1 protein-coding gene and 1 pseudogene are annotated in these 1092 nt (G+C 43.6%); one reads left to right on the forward strand and one right to left on the reverse strand.

The annotated features are described in order from the left end of the window. A pseudogene (locus tag R7F07_RS25340) lies at positions 1-123 on the reverse strand (2-oxoglutarate dehydrogenase); the annotation flags it as partial. A 251-nt stretch (positions 124-374) separates the two neighbouring features. Between R7F07_RS25340 and R7F07_RS25345 the strand changes: the two are divergent. Beyond that, positions 375-1092, forward strand: a 718-nt coding sequence (locus tag R7F07_RS25345; RefSeq protein ID WP_318110687.1) for an acyltransferase, incomplete at its 3' end; no start/stop codon positions are given.

Genomic DNA, 1092 nt, shown 5'->3' on the forward strand with positions numbered 1-1092 from the left:
TTCTAAGTTACAGATTGGGTTCGCTTCCGGTTGCGATTGGGCTGGTGCCTCGGTCTCTTCCTTTTGATTACATCCAGCTAAAGCCACTACACATACGAGTGACGCCAATAATGTTTTCTTCATAACAAGACCTTTCTTTGTAATGTGCTCAGTATCCTAGGGGCTTCTGTGAATTATATCTGTTTCATATTCAAGAAAGTGTTGGTCACATATCGCTTTGTTTCAATTGATTCTGTTCAGCAGTATTTATCGGTTAAATACAATTAACAGGTCATTGTTGGGTTAAAAATAAGCAAAAACAGATTGTTAACTATTTAATTGAGTGAAAATTGCCCTATGCTATAAACGATAAGCGATCCAAGGTAGGAAAGGATATGAGAGAAAGGGTTCTGTTTTTTGATTTATTGCGCTGCGTCGCCGCAGTGGCTGTGATCGCTATTCATGTCTTGGCGCCTTATCGAAACGAGTTGGGCGTGATACCAATGGACCAATGGCTCACCGCCGTTGGAGTGAACAGCGTGACCCGATGGGCGGTGCCGGTATTTATTTTGATTACGGGCGCTCTGATGCTCAGTGATACACGTCCTTTTGATGGCAAGTATTACGTGAAGCGGCGTTTGGGGAAGGTGTTGGTGCCTTTTCTAATTTGGTCGACGTTCTACGCGTATCTATCGGGTTGGACGGCACAAGGATTCGATTTTGAAACCGTCAAAGAAGTGCTGAGTAATAGTCTGTTTCATGCCACCTATTACCATTTAGGCTTCTGCTATTACTTTATTCCACTGTATTTCGTGATTCCTCTATTCCAATGGATGGCACGTAATGTCGATGACAATGTCCTCTATACCTATCTGGCTTTTTGGATGTTCACTAGCACGTTATTCCTGTTCAAGATTGATGGGCCATGGAGTAACCAAATGTGGCTCTATATGGGCTATCTGCCTTTGGGCTATGTGCTGTTTCAAAAAGTGCCACTAAATCGTTCTATGGTGACGTTGTTCACTGGGTTTGGATTGGTGGCGTTAGCCGTAACATTCACCATGGTGGTGACCAACAGTTTAGAAGCAGAGAAATACACCGTGGGGCGTTGGT

Origin of the sequence: Vibrio sp. YT-16 (genome assembly GCF_033337405.1) — a bacterium.
In the GTDB taxonomy this organism is placed as follows: domain Bacteria; phylum Pseudomonadota; class Gammaproteobacteria; order Enterobacterales; family Vibrionaceae; genus Vibrio; species Vibrio alginolyticus.